Here is a 22,732-nt window from a genome sequence, read left to right as displayed (position 1 = left end):
CCCTAGAAATCACCCCAAAGCTGCTGGGCCACCGCCAATGCAACAACCGGCGCAGTCTCGGTACGCAGCACTCGCGGACCCAATCGAGCGGAATGGAAATCCGCCGACTTGGCCTGATCCACCTCGGCATCCGACAACCCGCCTTCCGGCCCAATCAAAAACGCCAGCGTCCCAGGCTTGGCATGGCTGACCAAAGGCTCGGCCACCGGATGCAGCACCAGCTTCAACTCGGCTTGCGTCTGCTTCAACCAGTCAGCCAGCAACAGCGGCGGATGAATCACCGGTACCCGTGAACGGCCGCATTGCTCGCAAGCGCTGATCGCCACCTGACGCCAGTGCAGCAGGCGTTTGTCGGCGCGCTCGTCCTTGAGCCGGACTTCGCAGCGTTCGGTGAAGATCGGGGTGATTTCGCTGACGCCCAGTTCCGTGGCTTTCTGAATCGCCCAGTCCATGCGTTCGCCCCGGGACAGGCCCTGGCCGAGATGGATTTGCAGCGGCGATTCGATCTGTCCGGCGAAGCTTTCATCGATCTGCACCACGACGCGTTTTTTGCCGACTTCGACCAGCCTGGCGCGAAACTCCTGGCCCGAGCCGTCGAACAATTGCAACGCATCGCCCTCGGCCATGCGCAGCACGCGGCTGATGTAATGGGCCTGGGCTTCGGGCAACTCGTGCTCGCCGGTGCTCAGGGGGGCGTCGATGAAGAAGCGGGACAGTCTCATTCGGGGTCTCTGAAAAGGGTGTAAATATCTGGCGGCCCCATCGCGGGCAAGCCCGCTCCCACAGGTACAGCGCAATCCTGTGGGAGCGGGCTTGCCCGCGATGACGGTAGTCCGGTCAGCGCTGAAGCTTAGGTGAAATCAATCAACCCGGATCACGGAACCCCGGGTGGAAGTCCTTCGGCACCGCCACGCTGACGCTGTCACGGGTGGCAATGTCGATCCCTTCGCTGGCCACATCGGCCAGGAAATCGATCTGCTCCGGAGTGATCACGTACGGCGGCAGGAAATACACCACGCTGCCCAATGGGCGCAGTAAGGCACCGCGCTCCAGGGCGTGCTGGAACACCTTCAGGCCGCGACGTTCCTGCCACGGGTAAGCCTCTTTGCTGGCCTTGTCCTTGACCATCTCGATGGCCAGCACCATGCCGGTCTGGCGCACTTCGGACACGTTCGGGTGATCCACCAGATGCGCCGTCGACGAAGCCATGCGCTGCGCCAGGGCCTTGTTGTTCTCGATGACGTTGTCTTCTTCGAAAATATCCAGCGTCGCCAGGGCTGCCGCGCACGCCAGCGGGTTGCCGGTGTAGCTGTGGGAGTGCAGGAAGGCGCGCAGGGTCGGGTAGTCGTCGTAGAAGGCGCTGTAGACTTCGTCTGTGGTCATGCACGCCGCCAGCGGCAGATAGCCGCCGGTCAGGGCCTTGGACAGGCACAGGAAGTCCGGGCGGATACCGGCCTGTTCACAGGCGAACATCGTCCCGGTGCGGCCGAAACCGACGGCGATTTCGTCGTGGATCAGGTGCACGCCGTAGCGGTCGCAGGCTTCGCGCAGCAGCTTGAGGTACACCGGGTGGTACATGCGCATGCCGCCGGCACCCTGGATCAGCGGCTCGACAATCACGGCTGCGACGCTGTCATGGTTCTCGGCCAGGGTCTGTTCCATCGCGGCGAACATATTGCGCGAATGCTCTTCCCAGCTCATGCCCTCGGGACGCTGGTAGCAGTCCGGGCTCGGCACTTTGATGGTGTCCATCAACAGCGCCTTGTAGGTCTCGGTGAACAGCGGCACGTCGCCCACCGACATCGCCGCCATGGTTTCACCGTGGTAGCTGTTGGTCAGGGTGACGAAGCGCTTCTTGTTCGGCTGACCGCGATTGAGCCAGTAGTGAAAGCTCATTTTCAGTGCGACTTCGATGCAGGACGAGCCGTTATCGGCGTAGAAGCACCGGGTCAGTCCTTCCGGCGTCATCTTCACCAGGCGCTCGGACAACTCGATCACCGGTTGATGACTGAAGCCGGCAAGGATGACATGTTCGAGCTGATCGACCTGGTCCTTGATGCGCTGATTGATCCGCGGGTTGGCGTGCCCGAACACATTGACCCACCAGGAGCTGACCGCATCGAGGTAGCGTTTGCCTTCGAAGTCTTCCAGCCACACGCCTTCCCCGCGTTTGATCGGGATCAGCGGCAGTTGTTCGTGATCTTTCATCTGGGTGCAGGGATGCCACAACACGGCGAGATCGCGTTGCATCCACTGATTATTCAGGCCCATTTTCACTCTCCTGGAGGCGGTCCGTGACCTGCGCGGACAAACAATCGGGCAAGCCTATGCAATGCGTGCCACGGGGACAACCCATTGTGTCGAATGAACTACTTTGTTCAGGCCGATCGACGTAGCTGGCAGGTGCCTGATGGCTGACGTATCCTTCGCGGCTCTTGAGCCGTCTGGCTCGCAAAAACTGCTGTTTTCCTCGTGTAATTCCGGAGTTCGCTGAATGTCTGTCGGTTGGCTGCGCGCCTGTGCGCTGGTGATGTTGGGGCTGTTCAGCGTGTCTGCGCTGGCCAAGGATAAAACCGCGATCGTGATCGGCGGCGGCCTGTCGGGCCTGACTGCCGCGTACGAGCTGCAGAGCAAGGGCTGGCAGGTCACCCTGCTGGAAGCCAGGTCGAGCCTGGGCGGCCGTTCCGGCATGGCCACCAGCGAGTGGATCGGCAATGACAAGACCCAGCCGGTGCTGAACAAGTACGTATCGAACTTCAAGCTGAGCACCACGCCGGCCCCTGAATTCGTGCGGACCCCAGGCTACCTGATCGATGGCGAGTATTTCTCTGCCGCCGATCTGGCGACCAAGCAACCGGCCACCGCCGAGGCGCTCAAGCGCTTCGACAAGACCCTGGACGATCTGGCGCGTTCGATCGACGACCCGCTGAACCCGGCCGCCAACAACACGCTGCACGCGCTGGATCAGATCAACGTGTCGAGCTGGCTCGACAAGCAGAACCTGCCGGCCACTGCCCGCCAGTTGATCAACCAGCAGATCCGTACCCGCTACGACGAACCTTCGCGCTTGTCGCTGCTGTACTTCGCGCAGCAGAGCCGCGTCTACCGTGGTGTCTCCGATCGCGACCTGCGCGCTTCGCGGCTGGTCGGTGGCAGCCCGGTGCTGGCCCAGGCCTTCGTCAAGCAGCTGAAAACCATCAAGACCAACTCCCCGGTTTCGGCGATCATTCAGGACAAGGACGGCGTGACCGTCAAAGTCGACAGTGTCGGTTATAAAGCTGACTACGTTGTATTGGCCGTGCCGTTGCGCGCCCTGAACAAGATCCAGATGACCCCGGCGCTGGACGCTCAGCACCTGGCGGCGATCAAGGGCACCAACTACGGCTGGCGCGACCAGATCATGCTGAAGTTCAAGACGCCGGTGTGGGAAAGCAAGGCGCGCATGTCCGGCGAGATCTACAGCAACACCGGTCTGGGCATGTTGTGGGTCGAGCCTGCCCTGAAGGGCGGCGCCAACGTGGTGATCAACCTGTCCGGCGACAATGCGCGAGTAATGCAGGCGTTCGGCGACAAGCAGATGGTTGATCAGGTGTTGATCCGCCTGCACGCGTTCTATCCACAGGCCCGTGGTTCGTTCACCGGTTATGAAATCCGTCGCTACAGCACCGACCCATCGACTGGCGGCGCCTACCTGGCCTTCGGCCCGGGCCAGATCAGCAAGTTCTGGCGCCTGTGGGAACGCCCGATTCAACGCGTAGCCTTCGCTGGCGAACACACCGATACCCTGTACCCGGGCACCCTGGAAGGCGCGCTGCGCACCGGTCAACGTGCAGCCAGCCAGGTTGAAGACCTGGCGGCGGGCAAGTCGTTCGAACCGGCCAAAGTGGTTCCGGCAGCCGCTGCGGCGGCGGGCGCTGGTGCGGTGGCGGCGAAAAAAGGCAACTTCTTCAGCAACCTGTTCGGCGGCTCGGATGACGAGAAGAAGCCGGAACCGGTCAAGACACCTGAGCCTGTTGCACCGCCAGCACCTGCTCCGGCACCAGCCCCGGCCGCCGCGCCGGCACCGGTGGAAGCACCGAAGCCTGCGGCACCGGTAAAAACCGAGCCAGCCAAGAAGGCACCGGCGAAACCAGCCGCCAAGACCGAAGCGAAAAAAGCCTCGGCCAAGGCGCCGGCCAAGAAAGTCGAGCCGGCCAAGAAGCCAGTGGCCAAACCGGCTGCGACTCCGGCAACGGAGGCCAAGGCGCAGTAACGTTCAGGCGTAATAAAGCGCGGCTCAAGGGTCGCGCTTTTTTTGCCATCAAACATGAAAGATCCGGTTGTTGCTGCGCGGTCCTACATGCGGCAGTGATGCATCAGAAACTTCCCACAAAAGATTCGGAACTAAAAGATAGCTGGATACTGATATTTAGTTTTATGCTCTTCAGGTAATTGGAGGGTATATGAAATCACTAGCAGTAATAATCATATTGATAGCGCTTTCTGGCTGTGTAAGTAGCGAATGGTTTCCTAAGGGGTACAGCCATGAACTGGCCTATAAATGCCAGATAAATCCGTACGATCCTGATTGTTTGCAACCACCTCCGGTTTTCAAAAGTTCTTAATTGTGTAAGTGGTTTGCACGGTTAAAGAGGGTCTAATGAGAACTTCCAGGTTTTAATCTCTTTATCTTCAAACAAGATTTTTATCGGATTTGGCTTTGAAATGCGACCAGGGACGAATCCAAAGCGGGCCCAGCGCAGGCTGCCGTTGCGCTGATCGTAAATGACTAAATTTCCATCGTCTTGAATAACCATACAAGCGTTGTACCAAAGCGATTTATCAATGCTATGGGTGCTTTCAGCAACCCATAAACGCCTTCTGGACGGATCATAGAGAAAACCACTATTGCTGATTACAAACATCAGAGGCTCTCGCATTCTTTTTGGGTAGGTAGTTCGGCTATAAGGCTGATTGCTATCTGCAACCCAGATTACAGCTTCGCCATCTTTAATGATCAGATTACCATCAGTCTGTAATATCAATTTAAAGCGTCCATTCGCGGACATAAGGTACTGGCCCGGCGACATCCTTTGATTGGGAGGCAGCAAAGGCGAGCCGCTTGCATGAAATGGTGTGTAAGTAATAGCCATGTTTTTTTCCTGATTAATGAGTTGTTGAGCTCTTATTCAATCAGGTTAAAAATCGAAAGTGGCTATACATATTTATATCTTTTCTAAACACCTACATTACAGGTTCGCGTGAAACAGAAAGCCAACGGGCGCCATCAAGGGCTCTGGATCGTTGAAGGTTGTGCCGTCACTCATTGTAGGAGCGAGCTTGCTCGCGATGGTCGTTAACGGTGATGCAGACCCACTGGGTACCCGCGGTGTTCTTGAGCCCATCGCGAGCAGGCTCGCTCCCACAAAATCCTTAACCGATCAGCATTCGGCTCAAGGGCCGCGCTTTTTTTTGCCTGGAGAAAAACCGGGACCAGAATCGAATAAATTTTTTGATACAGGTGTTCTCTGGTTTGTATTCACTTTTACTCACAATTTCGACTTTAATCTTTCCTTAACTCGCAGGCTTCAGACTGTTGATCGTATTTTTCGATATTTCAAAGCAAATTTTTCCGCTTTAATTCGATAGATAACTCGATACTCTTGAGCCAGCACTTACAGGGATCCAGGCAATGCAGCTACGTAACTCTACCTCCCGCTACGGCTGGGTCAGCATCTTCATGCACTGGGGCGTGGCACTGGCCGTATTCGGTTTGTTCGCGCTTGGGTTGTGGATGGTCGGGCTCGACTACTACAGCACCTGGCGCAAAGACGCGCCGGACCTGCACAAGAGCATCGGCCTGGTGGTGCTGGGTGTGATGCTGCTGCGGGTACTGTGGCGCTTCATCAGCCCGCCGCCGCCAACCCTGGCCAGCTACAGCCGCATGACGCGCCTGGGCGCCAGGTTCGGTCATGGCTTTCTGTACCTCAGTCTGTTTGCTGTGTTGATTGCCGGTTACCTGATTTCCACCGCAGAAGGCGTCGGTATCCCGGTGTTTGGCTTGTTTGAAGTGCCTGCTCTGGTATCCGGATTGCCGGACCAGGCAGATACCGCTGGCGTGATTCACCTCTACCTGGCGTGGGTGCTGGTAATTTTTTCCGGCCTCCATGCGTTGGCAGCATTGAAGCACCACTTTATCGACCGTGATGTGACCCTCAAGCGAATGCTGGGTCGCAAAGCCTGAAGTTCAACCTCGACTCCCAAGGAAAACAAAGCATGTTGAAAAAGACTCTGGCCGCTCTGGCAATCGGTTCGGCCCTGTTGTCCGCCGGTAACGTAATGGCCGCTGATTACGTGGTCGACAAGGAAGGCCAGCACGCCTTCGTTGACTTCAAGATCAGCCACCTGGGCTACAGCTTCATCACCGGTACTTTCAAGGACATCGACGGCAAGTTCAGCTTCGACGCTGCCAAGCCTGAAGACAGCAAGATCGAGTTCAACGTGAATACCGCCAGCGTGTTCACCAACAACGCCGAGCGTGACAAGCACATCGCCAGCAAAGACTTCCTGAACGCCAGCAAAGCCACTTTTGTTTCCACCAGCGTCAAACCCACCGGCAAAAACGCCGCTGGCAAGGACACTGCTGACGTGGCTGGCGACCTGACGATCCTCGGCGTGACCAAGCCAATCGTGGTCAAGGCCACTTTCCTGGGCGAAGGCAAGGATCCATGGGGCGGCTACCGTGCAGGCTTTGAGGGTACTTTCAGCCTCAAGCGTTCCGATTTCGGCAAGCAGAAAGACCTGGGTCCATCGTCCGATGCGGTTGAAATGTACGTGACGTTCGAAGGTGTCAAAGCGAAGTGATGCTGAGTCTGTAGGAGCGAGCCTGCTCGCGATAGACACGAGAGCGCCGCGGAGCATCAGGCTTCCAGCGTTATCGTTGACGACCATCGCGAGCAAGCTCGCTCCTGCAGGGTTTTACATCAGCCATAAAAAAATGCCCCGGTTCTCACAAACCGGGGCATTTTTTATTGCAGCGACAAATCAGCGATTGCGGGTCAGCAGCGCTGGTTTTTCACCACGAGGACGGCTTGGCAGTTGATCCAGCTGCTCAGGTGTCGGGAAGCGGTCGGCTTTCGATTCCTTGTGCATGATCTTTGGTGCCGGGCCGCGCGGGTTCTGCACAGCCGGTTCCGAACGAGGCTGGTCGTCACGGGCCGGGCGGCGATTGCGTGAGTCTTCGCGGCGGGCCTGGCCATCGCGCGGTGCGCCACTGCGAGGCCCGTTACGCTTGGCCGGCGGGGTGCCGGTGCTGGCGCCATCGCTATTGCGCGGACCATTCTGGCGACCTTGTGGCTTGCCGGAGCGTGGAGTGCCTGCGGCGGTGCCCTGTGCTGGAGCACCCGGACGGCGACCACGGCCTTGCGCGGGTTTCTGCTGCGGTACGTAGTCGACGCGGTTACCGAAGTTATCGATATCGTCGTCCAGGAACTCGTCCGGGGCACGGTCAGCGGCGGCACGTGGCGGTTGGCTCGGACGCTGTTCGCGAGCCGGAGTGCCTTCACGTGGCTTCTGCTGACGGGCAGGGCGCTCGCCGCGTTCGCCGGCCGGTTTTTCCTTGCCCTTGTCCTTGCCTTTGTCCTTGCGACCGCCGCCACCACCGCTGCCGTTCGGGCCGTCGCCGCGCGGGCCACGCGGATTGCGCGGGTTACGCATGTCCGGACGCTCGCGCACTTCAGGCTTTTCCGCCTCGATGGTGCTTGCATCGAAGCCCATCAGGTCGCCGTCGGCGATTTTCTGTTTGGTCATGCGTTCGATGCTTTTCAGCAGTTTTTCTTCGTCCGGGGCGACCAGCGAAATCGCCTCGCCCGAACGGCCGGCACGGCCGGTACGGCCGATACGGTGCACGTAGTCTTCATCGACATTCGGCAGTTCGAAGTTGACCACGTGTGGCAACTGGTCGATGTCCAGGCCGCGGGCGGCGATGTCGGTGGCCACCAGGATGCGCACGGTGCCGGCCTTGAAGTCGGCCAGGGCTTTGGTGCGGGCGTTCTGGCTCTTGTTGCCGTGGATCGCGACAGCGCTCAGGCCGTGTTTGTCCAGGTACTCGGCCAGGCGGTTGGCGCCGTGCTTGGTGCGGGTGAACACCAGCACCTGTTCCCAGGCGCCAGCGGTGATCAGGTGCGCCAGCAAGGCACGCTTGTGGCTGGCCGGCAGACGGAATACGCGTTGTTCGATGCGCTCGACCGTGGTGTTCGGCGGCGTGACTTCGATGCGTTCCGGGTTGTGCAGCAGCTTGCCGGCGAGGTCGGTGATGTCCTTGGAGAAGGTCGCCGAGAACAGCAGGTTCTGGCGTTTGGCCGGCAGGCGGGCCAGGACCTTTTTCACGTCATGGACGAAACCCATGTCGAGCATGCGGTCGGCCTCGTCCAGCACGAGGATTTCCACGTGGGACAGATCGACGCTGCCTTGGCCGGCCAGGTCGAGCAGGCGGCCAGGGCAGGCCACCAGTACGTCTACGCCACGGGACATGGCCTGAACCTGCGGGTTCATGCCGACACCACCGAAGATGCAGGCGCTGACGAACTTCAGGTCACGGGCATAGACCTTGAAGCTTTCATGCACTTGCGCGGCGAGTTCGCGAGTCGGGGTCAGGACCAGCACGCGCGGTTGGCGCGGGCCGTGACGCTGGGATTTGTCCGGGTGACCGTTGGGGAACAACCGCTCCAGGATCGGAAGGGCGAAACCACCGGTTTTACCAGTACCTGTCTGTGCCGCGACCATCAGGTCGCGACCTTGCAACACGGCGGGAATGGCCCGCTGTTGCACCGGAGTAGGCTCGGTATAGCCCGCTGCCTCGATGGCGCGGACTAAAGCCTCGGAGAGACCGAGGGAAGCAAAGGACATGAGTAATCCTGTTTTAGTTAGGGCTTGGCCCAATGGGAGTCTTGCCTGGCGCGAATTGCGTTTAAGAGGACGCAATCCCGTCCGGTCCTGCTGGGTCTCGAAGGCTCGTCTGCAAGCGCTCGCGCGGGCTGAAAGCTGCGCAGTAGCGGGGTTGAGATGCCTTTAACGATTCCGGGCGTCCGGGCGTGAGCCTGGCGGGAAGGCCGGAGTATAACAGAGCAATCACTGCGCGCCGCTTTCCTGCTGCTCAACGGTTTTTTCCGTGGCAGCCGTGGCCTTTTCAGTCTTCATGCTGGCGGCCGGTTCCGCGCCATAGCGGGCACTCAGTTCGGCGTAGGCGGGTTCGCGCTTGAAGCGCTTGAGTTCGGCGCCGAAACGTTGCACCAGCAGATCCATGCCCGCATTGCGCCGCACCGCGAGAAACTGGCTTTGCTGGCTGATGATCGTGGGGTTTTCGGTGATCTTGTCGCGGATGCCCAGTTCATCGAGCAAATGCTGGCCGACCCGGCGGTCGGTAATCAATAGGTCAATCCGTCCGCGCAGCAGTTTGCCGAAGTTGGCTTCGTGGGTGGGCGCCGGCTCGCGAGTGAACAACGTGGAGTCGCTGAAGTCCTTGCTGTACAGGTAACCCGGCGAGGTGCCGATGGTCAGGCCGCGCAAGTCATCAAGGGTGCGAAACGGATGGGGCCGCTCATTGGCGTAGAACAACACGAACTGTACTTCAGACAGTGGTTCGCTGGGGTAGAGAAGGGTCGCATCACGCTCATCGCTGTGAAAGATGTCCAGCGCGCCGTCGGCCTGGCCTGATTCAAGCATCGACAGGCAGCGTTTCCATGGCAGGAACTGCCACTCCACTTCGATGCCCAGGCGCTTGAAGACAATGGCGGTGGTTTCGTAGTCCAGGCCCAGTGATTTGCCGTTGTCCTCGTACACATAAGGCGCCCACGGCTCGGTGACAATGCGCAACTTCTCGCCCCGGGCGGCGAAGCTCAGGCAAGTAAAGACAAGCACGGCGATTAATTGCGTGATCAAAGGCATGGGCTTGAGATTACGACGAGAAACCGGAAAGAGCCAGAAACTGACCGCAGATGCTCTAACTCCGTGGATTGCTGCACATTTATAGTGCGTTGAAGCAAAAGATCGCAGCCAGCGGCGGCTCCTGTAATTGGAGCTGCCGCTGGCTGCGATCTTTTGATCTTGCTTTGCTTAACGCGGCAACTTTAGGTTGTTCCACACCGCCAGGCTCGCTTCAGCCTGGTTCAGCGTGTAGAAGTGCAGCCCTGGAGCGCCACCTTGCAGCAGTTGTTCGCACATCTCGGTGATGACCTGTTCGCCAAAGCGCTGAATGCTCTGGGTGTCGTCGCCGTAGGCTTCCAGTTGCTTGCGGATCCAGCGGGGGATTTCCGCACCGCAGGCATCGGAGAAGCGCGCCAGCTTGCTGTAGTTGGTGATCGGCATGATGCCCGGCACGATCGGGATGTCCACGCCCAATGCCCGCACGCGTTCCACGAAGTAGAAGTAGCAGTCGGCGTTGAAGAAGTACTGGGTGATCGCGCTGTCGGCGCCGGCGTTGGCCTTGCGCACGAAGTTGGCGACATCGTCTTCGAAGTTGCGCGCTTGCGGATGCATTTCCGGGTAGGCGGCGACTTCGATGTGGAAATGGTCGCCGGTTTCTTCACGAATGAACTCAACCAGGTCATTGGCGTGGCGCATTTCGCCACTGGCCATGCCCATGCCCGAGGGCAGGTCACCGCGCAGGGCAACGATGCGCTTGATGCCGGCGGCCTTGTACTGGGCCAGCAGGCCGCGCAGGTCGGCTTTGCTGTCGCCCACGCAGGAAAGGTGCGGAGCGGCAGGGATTTTGACTTCACTTTCCAGCTGCAACACGGTGTTCAGCGTGCGATCACGGGTCGAACCGCCGGCGCCGTAGGTGCAGGAGAAGAAATCGGGGTTGTAGGTGGCCAGCTGGCGAGCAGTGGCGAGCAGCTTTTCTTGCCCAGCATCGGTCTTCGTAGGGAAGAACTCGAAGCTGTAGCGACGATCTTGGGACATGGGAATACCCTTGAAAACGCGTAAGCCTGTGAGGCTTGCATATCCCATGTGGGAGCGGGCTTGCCCGCGAAAGCGGTGGGTCAGTCGACATTAATGTTGAATGATAAACCGCTTTCGCGAGCAAGCCCGCTCCCACAGGGAGAGCAGGCAGCAGAACCGATCAGTAGCGGTAAGCGTGCGGCTTGAACGGACCTTCGACGGTCACGCCGATGTAGTCGGCCTGGGTCTTGGTCAGTTGAGTCACGACGCCGCCGAAGCCACGGACCATTTCCAGGGCTACTTCTTCGTCGAGTTTCTTCGGCAGTACTTCAACGGTCAGGCGCTCGGCTTTCTGGGCTGGCGACAGGTCGGCGTACTTCTGGCCGAACAGGAAGATCTGCGCCAGAACCTGGTTGGCGAACGAACCGTCCATGATGCGGCTCGGGTGGCCGGTGGCGTTGCCCAGGTTAACCAGGCGGCCTTCGGCCAGCAGGATCAGGTAGTCGTCGTTCTGTGGGTCGAAATCGCCAGCGCCGGTGCGGTGGATCTTGTGAACCTGTGGCTTCACTTCTTCCCATGCCCAGTTCTTGCGCATGAAAGCGGTGTCGATTTCGTTGTCGAAGTGGCCGATGTTGCAGACAACAGCGCGCTTCTTCAGGGCCTTGAGCATGTTCGAATCGCAAACATTGACGTTGCCGGTGGTGGTCACGATCAGGTCGATCTTGCCCAGCAGTGCCTTGTCGATGCTGGCTTCGGTACCGTTGTTGATACCGTCGATGAACGGCGAAACCACTTCGAAACCGTCCATGCAGGCTTGCATGGCGCAGATCGGGTCAACTTCGGAAACCTTGACGATCATGCCTTCCTGACGCAGGGACTGAGCGGAACCCTTACCCACGTCACCGTAGCCGATGACCAGCGCTTGCTTGCCGGACAGCAGGTGGTCGGTGCCGCGCTTGATGGCATCGTTCAGGCTGTGACGGCAGCCGTACTTGTTGTCGTTCTTGCTCTTGGTCACCGAGTCGTTGACGTTGATGGCCGGGATTTTCAGCTCGCCCTTGGCCAGCATGTCCAGCAGGCGGTGAACGCCGGTGGTGGTTTCTTCGGTCACGCCGTGGACGCGATCCAGAACCTGTGGGTACTTCTTGTGCAGCAGCTCGGTCAGGTCGCCGCCATCGTCGAGGATCATGTTGGCGTCCCATGGCTGGCCATCCTTGAGGATGGTTTGCTCCAGGCACCACTCGTACTCTTGTTCGGTTTCACCCTTCCAGGCGAAAACCGGGATGCCGGCAGCGGCGATGGAAGCGGCGGCCTGATCCTGAGTCGAGAAAATGTTGCAGGACGACCAGCGCACTTCGGCACCCAGGGCAACCAGGGTTTCGATCAGCACGGCAGTCTGAATGGTCATGTGGATGCAGCCGAGGATCTTCGCGCCCTTGAGCGGTTGCTCTTCGGAGTACTTGCGACGCAGACCCATCAGGGCTGGCATTTCGGACTCGGCGATGATGGTTTCGCGACGGCCCCAGGCAGCCAGGGACATGTCGGCGACTTTGTAATCGGTAAAATCTGCAGGCGTGATAACAGCGCTCATGAAGAGCCTCCATTCGTAATGTATGCGAATGGGCGCCGTTGTGCGTTTAGTGTCTGGCTTAAGGCCAGGCAACGCCCCATCCGAGCCTGACAGGTCGAACCTGCTGCAGCGCCCCTCGGACAGGTGGCGGGAAAACGGTATCAAGTGATGATGACCGTTTTGAAACGGTGGCGATTATAGCGGGCTATGCCGATCTTCCAAAGCGTTTCTGTCGGTCAATGTCCGAACGGTAATCGAGACCATAGTCGATGCTCAATAGAGCTCTGGGTTGGGCTCTGCCATGATGGTCAGCATCATTCGGCAAGGCGCTCAGGAGTGAACATGAATTTCCACACCCGCAAATGGGTCAAACCCGAAGACCTCAATCCTAATGGCACTTTGTTCGGCGGCAGCCTGCTGCGCTGGATCGACGAAGAGGCGGCGATCTACGCCATCGTCCAGTTGGGCAACCAGCGTGTAGTGACCAAGTACATTTCCGAAATCAACTTCGTCAGCGCCTCGCGCCAGGGCGACATCATCGAGCTGGGCATCACCGCCACCGAGTTCGGCCGTACCTCGATCACCCTGACCTGCGAAGTGCGCAACAAGATCACCCGCAAGAGCATCCTCACGGTCGAGAAAATGGTCTTCGTCAACCTCGGTGAAGACGGCTTGCCGGCGCCCCACGGCCGAACCGAGATCAAGTACGTCAAAGACCAGTTCCAGGACGATGACGCCGGTCAGTGAGATCGGTGGTGTCCCCATCGCGAGCAGGCTCGCTCCCACATGGGCGGCGCTTTACCTGTGGGAGCGAGCCTGCTCGCGAAAGCGGTCTTGCATGCACCGAAGATTTGTCTGAGTACTGAACAGCCGTGAACCCCGCGTGTCGTAGCTAAATAGCCCGCCACTGGTTGCGCACATCATGAACTCGGCACAAGACGGCAAGACCCCGAACCTTTCGGCGCAAGAAGAGCACGAAGTCGAAAAGAGCCAACCGCCCCGCGCCGCAGTGTTGCACGAGATCATCCGCACCCAGGGCGATCAGGAGCTCGAGCGCAGCATTGCCGCTTTGTGGTGGTCGGCGCTGGCGGCGGGGTTGACCATGGGCCTGTCGCTGATGGGCATGGGCCTGCTCAATTCGCGCCTGCCGGACGGCGAGGGATTCAAGGTGATCGCCAGTTTCGGTTATTGCGCCGGTTTTCTCGCGGTGATCCTCGCTCGTCAGCAACTGTTCACCGAAAACACCCTGACCGCCGTGCTGCCGGTGATGACCAAGCCGACCCTGGCCAACTTCGGCCGTCTGTTGCGGCTGTGGACGGTGGTGCTGATCGGTAACCTCTGCGGCACCTTGCTGGTGGCGTACGTGATGCTGGAGCTGCCGATTTTCGACAGCAAGACCGACGTCGCCTTCCTCGATATCGGTCGCAAGGTCATGGAAAACCACGCCAGCCAGATGTTCGCCAAGGGCATCGTTTCCGGCTGGATGATCGCGACCATGGTCTGGATGATTCCGTCCATGGAGAGCGCCAAGATGTGGATCATCATCCTCATCACCTACCTCATGGCGCTGGGAGACTTCACCCACATCGTCGTCGGCTCGCTGGAGGTTTCGTATCTGGTGTTTGCCGGCGAGTTGCCGTGGAAGGACTTCTGGCTGGTGTTCGCCGGGCCGACGCTGGTGGGGAACATCATAGGTGGCAGCTTTATTTTCGCGCTGATCAGTCATGCGCAGATTCGCAGCGAAAGCGGGCCGCCGAAAGCATCAGCGGATCAGAGCGAAGCTGCTGATCCGCAGAAGATCAAAAAACCATCAAGGTGATGCTCAGCCCGCTACATTCAGCGCAGCCGCACCGCGACGCTGGCGATAGATGAAGAACAGTGCGGTCAGCACGGTCAAGCCACTGACCAGTGCGCCGGTCCACGGCAAGTCCGCCAGGTCCGCGCCGCTGGCCACTACCAGGCCGCCAATCCATGCGCCGGCGGCGTTGCCGAGGTTGAAGGCACTCTGGTTCAGCGTTGAGCCGAGGTTCGGTGCTTCATGGGCCTGATCGATGATCAGCAGTTGCAGGATCGGGCACAGCGCGAAGGCGAATGTCCCCCACAGCACCAGTGTGATTGCCGCCGGGATCACCGATTGGCTGGTTTGTGTGAATGCCGCCAGCACCACCAGCACCGCCAATGCCATGCCTACCAGCGATGGCAGCAAGCGGCTGTCCGCCAGACGACCGCCGAGCATGCTGCCGGCGGTCAAGCCAACGCCGAACAGCAGCAACATGATGGTGACGCCGTGGGGGCTGACGCCAGTGATGTCCTGCAGGATCGGCGCGATGTAAGTGAACACACTGAACAGGCTGGTCGAGGCCAGTACGCTCATGCCCAGGGCCAGCAGCACGTTGGCCTTGCCCAGCACCTTGAACTCGCTGGCCAGGTTGGCTTTATCCATCGCGATGTTTTTCGGCAGCCAGACCCATTGCGCAATCGCGGCCAGCACACCGATCACCGACACCGCCCAGAACGTCGAGCGCCAACCCGCGTATTGCCCGAGCGCGGTACCCAATGGCACGCCGAGCACGTTGGCCAGGGTCAGGCCGGTGAACATCATGGCAATCGCCTGGGCCCGTTTGTTGGGGGCAACCAGTCCTGCAGCCACCACCGAACCGATGCCGAAAAATGCGCCGTGGCAGAGTGCCGTGATCACCCGCGCGGCCATCAGCGTGGCGTAATTCGGTGCCAGCGCGCAGAGCATATTGCCGAGGATGAACATCAGCGTCATGCCCAGCAGGGTGGCTTTGCGCGGCATGTTGGCGGTGCCGACGGCGAGGATCGGTGCACCGAACACCACGCCCAGGGCGTAACCGGTGATCAGCAATCCGGCATCGGGAATGCTGACGCCGAGATCGCGGGCGACGTCGGGCAATAGGCCCATGATGACAAATTCGGTGGTGCCGATGCCGAAGGCGGCAACAGCGAGGGCAAGCAAAGCGAGTGGCATGCGCAAGGTCTCTGTCGGTAGTCTTGACGCTGTGATCAGGCATACGCAGGCCGACGACCGTTCTCGACGAGAGCGGGCGGGGCAGAATTTTTATTGGAATTGGTCTATGCGCAACTGAGTGCGGCGTGGTCGTTTGCAGTATAAACAGCTGCTGACATATGGCGAATCAATTCTCTACCCGGATTCTCTGTAGGAGCGAGCTTGCTCGCGATGGACGTCAAGGCGACGCGTTTATCCAGACAGCACGCGTTATCGTTAACGTCCATCGCGAGCAAGCTCGCTCCTACAGGGATCGTGTAGACAACAAAAGGAGTGGGCCGTGCTTGCGACGGCGTTGGTGTTGGTGGCGGCGCTGTTGCACGCGGCGTGGAATACCCTGATCAAGTTCAGTGCGGAGCGGCTGTTGGTGGTGGCCTGCATGGACAGCGTGGCGTTGCTATTCGTCGCGCTGATGGTGCCGTTCCTGAGCGTGCCGCCGCTGGAGATCTGGCCATGGATCCTGGCATCAGCGGCGTTCGAGTTGCTCTACCGCTACTTGCTGATCCAGGCCTATCGGGTCGGCGACCTCGGGCTGGTTTATCCGCTGATGCGCGGCCTGTCACCGTTGGTGGTGCTGGCGCTGACGCTGATTTTTGCCGGGGAGGTGCTGACCCATCAGCAGATTTTCGGAATCCTGCTGATCCCGGTCGGCATGCTGTGCCTGCTCTGGCAGGGTGGTGGCGGTGCGCGTTTGCCGTGGTCGATGCTGCCGGTGGTGGCGTTGATCGGCCTGTGCATCGGTTGCTACACCTACATCGATGGTCAGGCCTTGCGGCGCTGGTCCCATCCACTGGATTACCTGGTCTGGGTCACCTTGCTCAGTGCCTGGCCGTTTCCATTGTTGGCATTGGTGCGCAAGCGCCCCGCGTTCATGCTGTTCTGGCGCGAACAGTGGCGCCTGGGCCTGGCGGTCGGGTTTTGCGTGTTGTTCAGCTACGCTCTGGTGCTGTGGGCGATGCAATTGGGCTCGATTGCAGAGGCGGCGGCGCTGCGCGAGATCAGCGTCATTCTGGTGGTGCTGTTTGGCATGCGTTACCTCAAAGAACCTTTTGGCGGGCCACGCCTCTTAGCCTGTGGGCTGGTGCTGATCGGCATACTGGTGATGAAGTTTTGATCGCCGTTGATGGATTCGATTTTCTACAACTTGAAGAAGGGACTGCGTAATGACGGTTGCTCTGTGGTGCATTTTGATTGCGATCTTCCTGCCGTATCTGTGCACGGGTGTCGCGAAGGTCAGTGGCGGGTTCCGACTCAAAGACAATCATGATCCACGAGGGTTTCTCGATTCCCTGGAGGGTTTGGGCAAGCGGGCAAATGCGGCGCAGCTGAACAGTTTTGAGGTGACGCCGGCGTTTGCAGCCGCGGTGATCGTGGCGCACCTGGCGGGCAACGCCGAATTGGTGACCATCAATGTGTTGTCGGTGTTGTTCATCACCAGCCGTCTGCTTTTCATCATTTTCTATCTGGCGGACCTGGCGATGCTGCGGTCGTTGATGTGGTTCGTGGGGATGGGGCTGATCGTGAGTTTCTTTGTGGTGTCGGTCTAAGTTTCGGGCGCTAATCAAGGCCTCTTCGCGAGCAAGCCCGCTCCCACATTTGATCCTCAGTAGACACAGATTCTGTGTACGACAGTGATCCGGTGTGGGAGCGGGCTTGCTCGCGAAAGCTATCTGTCAGGCGATGCGAGACTCAAGGATTGGTTTTAACCGCATCGGCCACCTGCGGCACTTGCGGCAACGCCGCACCTTTGGGCCAGAGCATCCAGATCTGCCCCTGCTGCTTCATGTCCCCGGCCAGTTGCCCGGCTGCATCGCCGGTGCCCCAGAACAGATCCGCCCGGACTTCACCGGCAATCGCGCCGCCTGTGTCCTGCGCTGCTACGGGGCGAACCAGGGCTGTGCCGTCCGGCCTGGTGGTGGACAGCCACAGCAGGCTGCCCAGTGGAATCACCTTGCGATCCACGGCTGCGCTGTAGCCGGCGGTCAAGGGTACGTTCAACGAGCCGCGCGGCCCTTCGTTACTGTCCGGGTTACGGGTGAAGAACACATAGCTGGGGTTGCTGCCGAGCAATTCGGGAATCCGCGACGGATTGGCCTTGGCCCAGGTGCTGATGGCGCCCATGGTCACGTCTTCTTTTTTCAACTCGCCCTGTTCCACCAGCCAGCGGCCGATCGGTCGATACGGATGGCCGTTCTGGTCGGCATAGGCGATGCGCAACTGGCGGCCGTTATCGAGCTGGATGCGACCCGAACCCTGGATTTGCAGGAACTGCAGGTTCATCGGATCGGTCAGCCAGGCCACGACCGGTGCCTTGACTCCTTTGCTCTCGATGGTGGCCGCATCGTCGTACGGCTTGAGCACGCGACCTTCAAGTCGACCGCGCAGGCGTTTGCCCTTGAGTTCCGGGTAAATACTGTCGAGGGCGACAATGATCATGTCTTCTGGGACGCCATAGACCGGGACATTGGCCGTGCCGGTCTGGGTCAGGCTGCCCGGATAGACCGGCTCGTAGTAGCCGGTGATCAAGCCGTTGGGGTTGTCATTGGCGGCGCGCAGGCCATACACATCGAGATTCTGTTTGAGAAAGCCGCGAATGTCGCTGGCGGTTTGCGGCACGTTGGCCGCCGCCGCGCAGGTGCCACCCCAGACCGGGTCGGCCTTGAGTCGGGTGCAGGCGCTGCGCCAGGAGCCGAAACCGGCGACCAGGTCGGTGTCGGACACCGCCGGCAGCGCTTCCCATGTAGCGCTGGAGTAAGTGGCCAGGGCATGGGTTTTCGGTTGTTGCTTGTCGCCACCGGTGCAGCCTGCGAGCAGGGCCATCATTGGCAGGGTCCAGGCCAGGCTGTGACGCCATGCCTTGTAACGGCTGTTCATGGAGTGATTCCTTTGCCGGTTGCCTGATCGCTCCATGCGCTCAAGCAACCCTTATTGATAATAGGGCTATTGGTCTTTGCCGATGACGCGAGGATACTGGCCGCCGTTTCCCGTGACCTGAAGCCACCATGACTCTTAAAAGACTTTCTGTTGTATTGCTGGCCTGCCTGACATTGTCCGCTTGTGGCGGTGTTGATCCCAACTCGCCGCTCGGTCAGCGCAAGGCCATTTTCAAGCAGATGCTCAAGACCGGCGAAGACCTGGGCGGCATGTTGCGCGGGCGTATCCCGTTCGATGGCCCGAAATTCGCCGAGGGCGCGGTGAAGCTCGATGGGTTGTCCCGTGAGCCGTGGCAGCATTTTCCGCAGGCGCGCGAGGAGGATCACACCAGCGCCAAGAGCGATGTCTGGGAGCAGCAGGCACGCTTTCAGGGCATGGCCCGCGATCTTGAATCCGCCACCGGTGAATTGGTGATCGCCAGTCAGATTCAACCCTACAAGGCCAGCAACCTGGGGCCGGCGGTGCAGAAAGTCGAAGATGCTTGCAGTGCGTGTCATAAGGCGTTTCGGGATCATTGAGTGGCGTTGTTCGGTCTGACGTCTTCGCGAGCAGGCTCGCTCCCACAGGTGGTCTCATAACCCTGTGGGAGCGAGCCTGCTCGCGAAGACTGCTTTGGCAACACCGAAATCTTTGTTCCTTATCTGTACTTACTTATCCAGCTCATCCAAAGCGTCCTGCAATTCCTTGCGGGCATCGGCGAGTTTGTCTTTGCGCGTGTTGATCTTGTCGGGGTCGCCTTTGCTCATGGCCTTGTCGAGGTCTGCCTGACGCTTGCTGACTTCGTGCCTGGCGTCGAGCACCTTGTTTTCCCGCTCCTTCTTCAGCGAGGCGTCGGTGCAGTTGGCTTCGACTTCGCTCAGGGCCTTTTCCAGGCCGGCCTGCTGGTCGGCGTTGCCGTGGACCTTGGCCAATTCGATCTGGTTGACGATACCTTGCTTCTTGGCGGCGCAACCGGACAGCCCCGGGGCTTCCTCGTCCGCCATCAACGGGGTTGCCAGCATGCCGCACAGGGCCAGGAGGGCGAGCGGTGAAAGAAATTTCATAAAAGCTCCATGTAAGAAGGCCAGCGGGCCGGTGTGGCAATGGCTTGTTGGAGCCCAGCGGTCCCCAGGGGTTCCCGGTGGGCACAGGGCCGGCAGCTAAAAGCCGTCAATCCCCGTTTCACGTAACGTTTCACTCAAGGCCAGGACCTGCGGATTGCGGAAAAAAGCGTTTAGTTGCGCCGCGCGTCCCGGCCCGATACCGGCCTCGGCCTGCCATTGCTCGATGTCTCGCTGCGCCAGCGTCTGCCATGAATCGCCGAGAGGCACCGGACCTGTCGGCGGCAATCCCAGGGCTTTCAGCCAGTGCGCGAACGGGCGTTGCCGGGCCCGGTTGAAGCTGTCTGCAAGGCGAGTCGCACCGCGTTCGCCGAAACCGTCAATGGTAGCAAGCTCTTGGGCATCAAGGGTCAACCAATCCAGCAGACCGTTCAGGCGACCTGTTGCAAGAAGTTTTTCCCAAGTGCCCGGACCGACATAGGGCAGCGCCAGACCCTGTTTGCCGCTGAGCCAGGTCAGGCGTGCGAGAAACTGGCCCTCACAACCCGGAGTTGGCTGCCAGCAACTCAATGAATGAAAGTCCGCTGCCTTCGGCACATTCAATTCGGCGCGCTCGCTGCTGCGCAACACGACGCTATCGAGCCTGGGAATGGTCAGCCCGGCCAGGCTGATGGCGACCTGATCACCCGGACGTATGTCCAGCGCCCGCCAGCGTTGCAACGAGCCGACGCTGACGCGGTTGATCTGCCGGTCATCGAGCATCACCGGGGTCAGTTCAAGTACCGGAGTGATCCGCCCGGTCCGGCCGATTTTGAAATGAACCTGGCGGACTTCGGCCAGTGCCTGGGCGAAGGGATATTTCCAGGCGATGGCCCAGTAGGGTGGCCGGGCTTGCCAGCGTTCGGCGGCCGGGCGCTGGTTCTGGCGCAGGACGATGCCGTCGCTGGCAAAGGGCAGGGAGGTGCGATACCAGTGTTCGCGCCAGCGTTCGGCATCGCTGACGGAGGCGATTGGCTGGCTGTAGGCTGTGGTATCCGGGAAGCCCAGCTCCGTCAGTGCTTCTGCCCGGGCGGGAGTGCTTGTCGGCCCTTGGGGCCAGTCCCAGACAAACAGGTCGATGCCGGCGGCCTGTTCAGTGCTCAAGACCTTGCGCGCCATCAGTCCCGCCACCGTGGCGCGGGCGTTGAGGCTGCCGGCGCGGGCCTGCACATGATCGGTCAGGCGCCAATACAGTTCGCCTTGCACGAGTAAATCCCGAGGCCGGGATAGCTGCTGCGGGATGGCCGGAATCTGTAGTGCCGGAGCCGTCCAGTCCTGACCGCTCTCGCCGTCGCCGCGGCTGATGGCCTGGGTCAACTGACCATTACGGTAAACCAGGGTCACCGCCACCCCGTCGATTTTAGGCTGGGCCCAGACGTCCACCCGGTCACGCAGCCATTTTTCGACGGCGGGCCGATCATGCAGTTTGCCCAGGCCTGTGTGGGCGATGGGGTGGGGCAGCGCGCCGCGCGCAGTGCGCAAGGGGTCTGCGGGCGGGTTCAGGTTGAAGCAGTGGCGCCATTGGGTGAGTCGCGCGCGGGACTGGTCGTAGAGTTCATCGGCGACCAGTGAATGTCCCTGGCGGTGATAGCTGTCGTCCCATGAGTCGATCTGCTGTTGCAGTGTGCCGACTTCCTTCAGAGCGCGTTCGGATGGCCAGTCCGGGCACTCGGTGGCGCTGGCATTCAGGCAGGCAAGGGTCAGCAGGGCGGCGAAAAACAGGCGCGGGTCGGGAAGCATCTTGAGCGTCCTTGCTCGGTGAGGTGCGTGAAGGCTAGGTCAGTATCTGTTGGTGCGGCGAGGGGGTGTTTTGCCGGGTATTTCCGGTGTCTGTGTTGGCCTCTTCGCGAGCAGGCTCGCTCCCACTGTGGACGGTGGTGTTCTGACTAACTCATAACCCTGTGGGAGCGAGCCTGCTCGCGAAGGCGGTCACGCGGTCTCAAGCGCAAGCCAATAAAAAGCCCCGCAAGGCGTGAACCGTGCGGGGCTTGGGGTGTTGCGGGGAAGTCTTACAGGCCGGCAGCAGAACGCAGGGCGTCGGCGCGGTCGGTTTTTTCCCAAGTGAACGTGGTGAAGGTGTCGTCACCAACGGTCTTGGTTGCCGGGGTGCGACCGAAGTGGCCGTACGCAGCGGTTTCCTGGTACATCGGGTGCAGCAGGTCGAGCATGGTGGTGATCGCGTATGGACGCAGGTCGAACACTTCGCGAACCAGTTTGACGATCTTGTCGTCGCTGATCTTGCCGGTGCCGAAGGTGTTCAACGAGATCGAAGTCGGTTGGGCAACACCGATCGCGTAGGAAACCTGGATCTCGCAACGCTCGGCCAGGCCGGCGGCAACGATGTTCTTGGCCACGTAACGACCGGCGTAGGCCGCCGAACGGTCAACCTTCGATGGATCTTTACCGGAGAACGCGCCACCGCCGTGACGGGCCATGCCGCCGTAGCTGTCGACGATGATCTTGCGTCCGGTCAGGCCGCAGTCACCCACCGGGCCACCAATGATGAACTGGCCGGTCGGGTTGATGTGGAACTGGGTGTCCTTGCTCAGCAGTTCGGCAGGCAGCACGTGCTTGACGATCAACTCCATCACGCCTTCGCGCAGGTCGTTGTACGACACTTCCGGGTTGTGCTGGGTCGACAGGACGACCGCGTCGATACCGACAACCTTGCCGTTTTCGTAGCGGCAGGTCACTTGCGACTTGGCATCCGGACGCAGCCAAGGCAGCAGGCCGGATTTGCGGGCTTCGGCCTGGCGCTGCACCAGCTGGTGCGAGAAGGTGATAGGCGCAGGCATCAGCACGTCGGTTTCGTTGCTGGCGTAGCCGAACATCAGGCCCTGGTCGCCGGCACCCTGATCTTCAGGCTTGGCACGGTCGACACCCTGGTTGATGTCAGGGGACTGCTTGCCGATGATGTTCATCACGCCACAGGTGGCGCCGTCGAAGCCGACGTCGGAGCTGGTGTAGCCGATGTTGGTGATCACGTCACGAACGATCTGCTCCAGGTCAACCCAGGCCGAAGTGGTGACTTCGCCGGCGATGATGGCCACGCCCGTTTTCACCAGAGTCTCGCACGCCACACGGGCGAACTTGTCTTCAGCAATGATGGCGTCCAGCACCGCATCAGAAATCTGGTCGGCGATTTTGTCCGGATGCCCTTCAGACACGGACTCGGAGGTGAAAAGGGAGTATTCGCTCATC

At 60.2% G+C, this 22,732-nt stretch carries 20 protein-coding genes and 1 riboswitch; of the genes, 8 read left to right on the top strand and 12 right to left on the bottom strand.

The window, feature by feature from the left end; genetic code table 11:
* Positions 1–2: 2 nt before the first annotated feature.
* Together PPUTUW4_RS25830 and PPUTUW4_RS25825 are read right to left on the bottom strand one after the other, a co-directional pair.
* Positions 3–722 (bottom strand): 16S rRNA (uracil(1498)-N(3))-methyltransferase, encoded by a 720-nt coding sequence (locus PPUTUW4_RS25830; RefSeq protein WP_015097185.1) that lies wholly within the window; start codon positions 720–722, stop codon positions 3–5.
* Positions 723–864: 142 nt separating this feature from the next.
* Positions 865–2,271, bottom strand: a complete 1,407-nt coding sequence (locus tag PPUTUW4_RS25825; protein ID WP_015097184.1) for an adenosylmethionine--8-amino-7-oxononanoate transaminase — start codon at positions 2,269–2,271, stop codon at positions 865–867.
* A 223-nt stretch (positions 2,272–2,494) separates the two neighbouring features.
* Here PPUTUW4_RS25825 and PPUTUW4_RS25820 point away from each other — a divergent pair, with 223 nt between their 5' ends.
* Complete coding sequence (locus tag PPUTUW4_RS25820) at positions 2,495–4,252, top strand: flavin monoamine oxidase family protein (protein WP_015097183.1); 1,758 nt, start codon at positions 2,495–2,497, stop codon at positions 4,250–4,252.
* A 373-nt stretch (positions 4,253–4,625) separates the two neighbouring features.
* Here the strand turns inward: PPUTUW4_RS25820 and PPUTUW4_RS25815 are convergent, their stop codons facing one another.
* A complete protein-coding gene (locus PPUTUW4_RS25815) occupies positions 4,626–5,132 on the bottom strand; it encodes a hypothetical protein (protein WP_015097182.1) in 507 nt (168 codons plus the stop codon).
* A gap of 539 nt (positions 5,133–5,671) precedes the next feature.
* Here PPUTUW4_RS25815 and PPUTUW4_RS25810 point away from each other — a divergent pair.
* Together PPUTUW4_RS25810 and PPUTUW4_RS25805 are read left to right on the top strand one after the other, a co-directional pair.
* Positions 5,672–6,223, top strand: coding sequence for a cytochrome b (locus PPUTUW4_RS25810; RefSeq protein WP_015097180.1), 552 nt, complete (start codon positions 5,672–5,674; stop codon positions 6,221–6,223).
* Between the two features lie 32 nt (positions 6,224–6,255).
* Positions 6,256–6,843 (top strand): YceI family protein, encoded by a 588-nt coding sequence (locus PPUTUW4_RS25805; RefSeq protein WP_015097179.1) that lies wholly within the window; start codon positions 6,256–6,258, stop codon positions 6,841–6,843.
* Positions 6,844–7,023: 180 nt separating this feature from the next.
* Here PPUTUW4_RS25805 and PPUTUW4_RS25800 read toward each other — a convergent pair whose 3' ends face one another.
* The 4 genes from PPUTUW4_RS25800 to ahcY form a co-directional block, all read right to left on the bottom strand.
* On the bottom strand, positions 7,024–8,886 hold the full coding sequence (locus tag PPUTUW4_RS25800) for a DEAD/DEAH box helicase (protein ID WP_007975446.1): 1,863 nt from the start codon (positions 8,884–8,886) through the stop codon (positions 7,024–7,026).
* Between the two features lie 222 nt (positions 8,887–9,108).
* The gene (locus PPUTUW4_RS25795; RefSeq protein WP_015097178.1) at positions 9,109–9,924 is read right to left on the bottom strand and encodes a transporter substrate-binding domain-containing protein; all 816 of its coding nucleotides are present in this window, start codon (positions 9,922–9,924) and stop codon (positions 9,109–9,111) included.
* 168 nt (positions 9,925–10,092) lie between these two features.
* Complete coding sequence (gene metF, locus PPUTUW4_RS25790) at positions 10,093–10,938, bottom strand: methylenetetrahydrofolate reductase [NAD(P)H] (RefSeq protein ID WP_015097177.1); 846 nt, start codon at positions 10,936–10,938, stop codon at positions 10,093–10,095.
* Positions 10,939–11,098: 160 nt separating this feature from the next.
* Positions 11,099–12,508, bottom strand: a complete 1,410-nt coding sequence (ahcY, locus tag PPUTUW4_RS25785) for an adenosylhomocysteinase (RefSeq protein ID WP_007975450.1) — start codon at positions 12,506–12,508, stop codon at positions 11,099–11,101.
* A gap of 23 nt (positions 12,509–12,531) precedes the next feature.
* Positions 12,532–12,631, bottom strand: a riboswitch (S-adenosyl-L-homocysteine riboswitch).
* A gap of 198 nt (positions 12,632–12,829) precedes the next feature.
* Here ahcY and PPUTUW4_RS25780 point away from each other — a divergent pair.
* Positions 12,830–13,234: a hotdog domain-containing protein gene (locus PPUTUW4_RS25780; RefSeq protein WP_008050263.1), complete on the top strand. Its 405-nt coding sequence runs from the start codon at positions 12,830–12,832 to the stop codon at positions 13,232–13,234.
* Positions 13,235–13,409: 175 nt separating this feature from the next.
* Positions 13,410–14,306 (top strand): formate/nitrite transporter family protein, encoded by an 897-nt coding sequence (locus PPUTUW4_RS25775; protein WP_015097176.1) that lies wholly within the window; start codon positions 13,410–13,412, stop codon positions 14,304–14,306.
* 3 nt (positions 14,307–14,309) lie between these two features.
* On the opposite strand, the gene PPUTUW4_RS25770 is transcribed toward PPUTUW4_RS25775, so the two are convergent.
* The gene (locus PPUTUW4_RS25770) at positions 14,310–15,479 is read right to left on the bottom strand and encodes an MFS transporter (protein ID WP_015097175.1); all 1,170 of its coding nucleotides are present in this window, start codon (positions 15,477–15,479) and stop codon (positions 14,310–14,312) included.
* 319 nt (positions 15,480–15,798) lie between these two features.
* Here PPUTUW4_RS25770 and PPUTUW4_RS25765 point away from each other — a divergent pair, with 319 nt between their 5' ends.
* Together PPUTUW4_RS25765 and PPUTUW4_RS25760 are read left to right on the top strand one after the other, a co-directional pair.
* Complete coding sequence (locus PPUTUW4_RS25765) at positions 15,799–16,632, top strand: EamA family transporter (RefSeq protein WP_015097174.1); 834 nt, start codon at positions 15,799–15,801, stop codon at positions 16,630–16,632.
* 49 nt (positions 16,633–16,681) lie between these two features.
* The gene (locus PPUTUW4_RS25760) at positions 16,682–17,065 is read left to right on the top strand and encodes an MAPEG family protein (RefSeq protein WP_015097173.1); all 384 of its coding nucleotides are present in this window, start codon (positions 16,682–16,684) and stop codon (positions 17,063–17,065) included.
* 142 nt (positions 17,066–17,207) lie between these two features.
* Here PPUTUW4_RS25760 and PPUTUW4_RS25755 read toward each other — a convergent pair whose 3' ends face one another.
* Entirely contained in the window at positions 17,208–18,392 is a 1,185-nt protein-coding gene (locus PPUTUW4_RS25755) for an MltA domain-containing protein (RefSeq protein ID WP_015097172.1), read from the bottom strand.
* A 128-nt stretch (positions 18,393–18,520) separates the two neighbouring features.
* Between PPUTUW4_RS25755 and PPUTUW4_RS25750 the strand changes: the two genes are divergently transcribed.
* Positions 18,521–18,970 carry a cytochrome c gene (locus PPUTUW4_RS25750; protein WP_015097171.1) on the top strand — a complete coding sequence of 150 codons (450 nt, stop codon included), beginning with the start codon at positions 18,521–18,523 and terminating at the stop codon, positions 18,968–18,970.
* Between the two features lie 129 nt (positions 18,971–19,099).
* On the opposite strand, the gene PPUTUW4_RS25745 is transcribed toward PPUTUW4_RS25750, so the two are convergent.
* The 3 genes from PPUTUW4_RS25745 to metK all read right to left on the bottom strand — a co-directional run bounded on the left by PPUTUW4_RS25745 (position 19,100) and on the right by metK (position 22,731).
* Entirely contained in the window at positions 19,100–19,495 is a 396-nt protein-coding gene (locus tag PPUTUW4_RS25745; RefSeq protein ID WP_015097170.1) for a DUF1090 domain-containing protein, read from the bottom strand.
* 96 nt (positions 19,496–19,591) lie between these two features.
* Positions 19,592–21,271 (bottom strand): NAD-dependent DNA ligase LigB, encoded by a 1,680-nt coding sequence (gene ligB / locus PPUTUW4_RS25740; RefSeq protein WP_015097169.1) that lies wholly within the window; start codon positions 21,269–21,271, stop codon positions 19,592–19,594.
* 269 nt (positions 21,272–21,540) lie between these two features.
* Positions 21,541–22,731, bottom strand: a complete 1,191-nt coding sequence (gene metK / locus PPUTUW4_RS25735) for a methionine adenosyltransferase (RefSeq protein WP_008050251.1) — start codon at positions 22,729–22,731, stop codon at positions 21,541–21,543.
* Between the last annotated feature and the right edge of the window lies 1 nt (position 22,732).

Source organism: Pseudomonas sp. UW4 (assembly GCF_000316175.1).
GTDB classification, from domain to species: domain Bacteria; phylum Pseudomonadota; class Gammaproteobacteria; order Pseudomonadales; family Pseudomonadaceae; genus Aquipseudomonas; species Aquipseudomonas laurylsulfatiphila.
This window is presented reverse-complemented; position numbering and strand designations above follow the sequence as displayed.